General features: G+C 72.5%; 1 protein-coding gene. It reads right to left on the reverse strand.

Features of this window, described 5'->3' with window-relative positions; translation table 11 throughout:
* Positions 1 to 137 precede the first annotated feature (137 nt).
* The coding region (locus CFP71_RS40995) for a type I polyketide synthase (RefSeq protein ID WP_244200024.1) at positions 138 to 3,621 on the reverse strand (3,484 nt) is incomplete at its 5' end.

The raw sequence follows: 3,621 nt of genomic DNA on the forward strand, positions 1-3,621 counted from the left end.
GCGGTTCCGGTTCACCTGCGTGACCGGCGATCTGCGGGATTCCAGGCCCGCCGGCGCGTTCCGGGCGCGATGTCTCGGCAAGGTCGAAGACTGGGACCCCGAAACCGGTGAACTCGTCGTCCATCCCATCGCCATCTTCAAGTAACCCTCCCTGCTCCACTTGGAGCAGTCGAAATGCCGTGCGCGGCGAGGTGCGCGTCCCACTCCGCCCGCGGCGGCAGCCCGGCGCGGGCGAGCAGCACGAGCTTCGCCCGCACCCGGCGGGCGAGGTCCTCGGCGAGCGTGATGCCGATGCCGCCGGTCCCGCCCGTGATCAGGTACCGGCCGCCGTCCCGCAGCACCGGCTCCGCGCTCGCGGGCAGTTCGAGCTGGGTGTAATCCAGCACCCAGCGACGGCCTGCCCGCAGCGCGACCTCGGCCGCCGCGTCGGCCGGGCGGAACAGCTCGGCGATGATGTCCTGCGGATGGTCAGTGTCGATTACGTCGATCCGGCGCACCACCGTGCCCGGCGCCTCCAGCGGCACCACCCGGGCGATGCCGGCGAGGGTCGCGTGCTCGGGACGGCTCAGGTCGGTGCCGGTGACGTCGGCGGTACCCCTGCTCACCACGTCGATCCGCACCGGTTCGCCCCAGGCCTGGACGAGGTTGAGCAGGCTGAAGAACCCGCAGTCCTGGGCGGCCATGCCGCGCTCGTCCCCGGTCAGCGTCCAGGCGTGGACGATCCGTTCGGGCCGGACGGGCAGCGCGGCCACGAGCGCGTCGTAGTCCTCGCGCACCCCGGGCTGGACGGTGAACCCGGTCTCCGTCGCGGCGAATCCGTCGCCGGGCCGCACCTCGGTGACCGTCATCCCCGCGTCGCGCAGCAGTCCGGGCAGGAGGTCGTCGGCGGCGAAGACGAGCGCGTTCGCGAACGGCTCGCGTCTCAGGTCCGGTTCCGCCTGCCGCCACGCGGGAACCGCGAACCACTCGGACAGGGGCAGCGGACCGCTCGGCCGCGCGGGCGAGGTGGCGGTGACCGGGTCCGGGTCGACCCAGTACCGCTTGCGCGCGTACGGGTAGCCGGGCAGCGGTACCCGGTGGCCGGGCGCCCCGAACGTCCGCGCCTGGAGGGAAACCCCGTTCGTCCACAAGAGACCGGCAGCGCCGTACAGGGTTTCGACGTCGCCGATGCGCTCGGTCCGGCCCGGCAGGCTCGGCTGCGGCGCGGGCATGCCCTTCGGGACCTGGCCGCGGGCCAGCCCGGACAGCTGATGACCCGGACCGCATTCGACGAGCGCCCAGCGGCCGCCGCGGTCGAACAGAGTCTTGACGCAGTCGCCGAACCGGACGGCCTGACGCAGGTGGGACGCCCAATAGGCGGGATCGGTGGCGTGGGCGTCGGTGATCCAGTCGCCGGTGACGTTCGACAGGAACGGCAGCGCGGGCGCGGTGCGGGACACGGCGGCGACGGCCTCGGTGAACTCGGCGAGGACCGGGTCCATCATCGGCGAGTGGAACGCGTGCGAGGTCACCAGTTCGCGGCACTGCACGCCGCCCGCCTTGAGCGTCGCCGCGAAGTCCGCGACAGCGTCCGACGGTCCGGCCACGACGCACGTGCCGGGCCCGTTCACCCCGGCGACCGCGAGGGCGTCCGGCAGCCTCGCGGCGACGCTCTCCTCGTCGAGCTGGACGGCCAGCATCGCCCCGGCGGGCATCGACTGCATCAGGCGGCCGCGGGTGGCGACCAGGTTCAGCGCGTCCGGCAGGGTGAAGACCCCGGCGACGGTGGCGGCGACGTACTCGCCGACCGAGTGGCCGATCATCGCCGCGGGCCGCACTCCCCAGCTCTGCCACAGCTTCGCCAGCGCGTACTCCACGACGAACAGCGCGGGCTGGGTCACGCGGGTTTCCCGCAGCGCCTGCTCGCCACCGGACGAGAAGATCAGGTCGCGCAGCTCCGGCAGCTCGGGTTCGAGCAGCCGCAGGCACTCGTCGACAGCCGCGGCGAACACCGGCTCGGCGTCGTAAAGCTCGGCGCCCATCCCCGCGTATTGCGAACCCTGCCCGGGGAAGAGGAACGCCACGTTCGTCTCCCCGGCCTGTGCCGAAACGAGGCGCCGGGGGTCCCGCAGCCCGTCGACCGCGTCCTCCGGGTCACGGGCGACGACGACAGCGCGGTGCGGGTACTCGGTGCGCCCGGCGGCCAGGGTGTGGGCCACGTCGGCGAGATCGAGGTCGACGTCCCCGGCCAGCCGCTCGGCCAGCCGGTCGACAGCGGCCGCGAGCGCGTCCGCGGTGTTGGCCGACACCCGCAGCAGGTGCGCCGGGTGCGGCGTTCGGGACCGCTCGGGGACCGGCGCCTCCTCCAGCACGACGTGCGCGTTGGTGCCGCCGACGCCGAACGAGCTGACGCCCGCCCGCCGCGGCACCGGGCCCGCCTCCCACTTCGTCACCTCGCGCGCCGGATAGAACGGGCTCGCCGGGAAGTCGATCCCCGGATTGGGTTCGTGGTAGTTGAGGGTCGGCGGGATCAGGCCGTGTTCCATGACGAGCACGGCCTTGATCAGCGAGACCACGCCCGCAGCCTGCGACAGGTGGCCGATGTTGGACTTCACCGAGCCGATCGCGCACCAGCCGGTGTCCGCGGTCCCGTTCCCGTACACAGTGGACAGTGCGGTGATCTCCATCGGGTCGCCCAGCGCGGTGCCGGTACCGTGCGCCTCGACGTAGCCGATGGTGCGCGGGTCGACCTCGGCCATGCCGACGGCCTGCGCGACCGCCTCCGTCTGCCCGGACACGCTGGGCGCGGAGAAGCCGACCTTGGTGGCGCCGTCGTTGTTGATCGCGTTGCCCAGCACGACACCCCGGATGTGGTCGCCGTCCTCGATCGCCTGCGACAGCCGCTTCACCAGCACGACCCCGGCGCCGCTGCTCCAGACCGTGCCGTTGGCGCCGGCGTCGAACGCGCGCACGTGGCCGTCCGGCGAGGTGAAGCCGTCCACGCCCATGTAGCCGATACCGTGCGGCATCTCCAGGTTGACCCCGCCCGCCAGTGCCATGTCGCACTCGCCGTTGCGCAGGGCCTCGCAGGCCAGATGCACCGCGACCAGGGACGTCGAGCAGGCCGTGAACACCGCGAGGCTCGGGCCGCGCAGGTCGAGCTTGTACGACACCGAGGTCGTCAGGTAGCTCGGCTGGTTGCCGGTCGAGATACCGATTCCGCCGTGCTGCGAGGCGAGGATCCGCTCGTTGCGCAGCAGGTTTTCCTTCAGGTAGCCGGTACCCCCCGACCCGCCGTAGACGCCGATCGCGCCGTCGAAACGGGCCGGGTCGTAGCCGGCGTCGGTCAGCGCGGCATGGCAGGCCTGCAGGAACAGCCGGTGCTGCGGGTCGGTGATCTCGGCTTCGCGGCTGGTCATGCCGAACAGCTCGGCGTCGAACTCGTCGAAGCCGTCGACCACGGCGGTGGCGTTCACCCAGCTCGGATCGTCCACAGTGGCCGGTTCGGCGCCGCGGGCGATCATCTCCTCGCGGGTGGCGGGCAGGATCGACTCGACGCCGTCGACGAGGTTGCGCCAGAACTGCCGCGCGTCACGCGCGCCGGGCACGCGCACGTCCAGTCCGACGATCGCGATCGGTTCG

This window comes from Amycolatopsis thailandensis (assembly GCF_002234405.1).
In the GTDB taxonomy this organism is placed as follows: Bacteria; Actinomycetota; Actinomycetes; order Mycobacteriales; family Pseudonocardiaceae; genus Amycolatopsis; species Amycolatopsis thailandensis.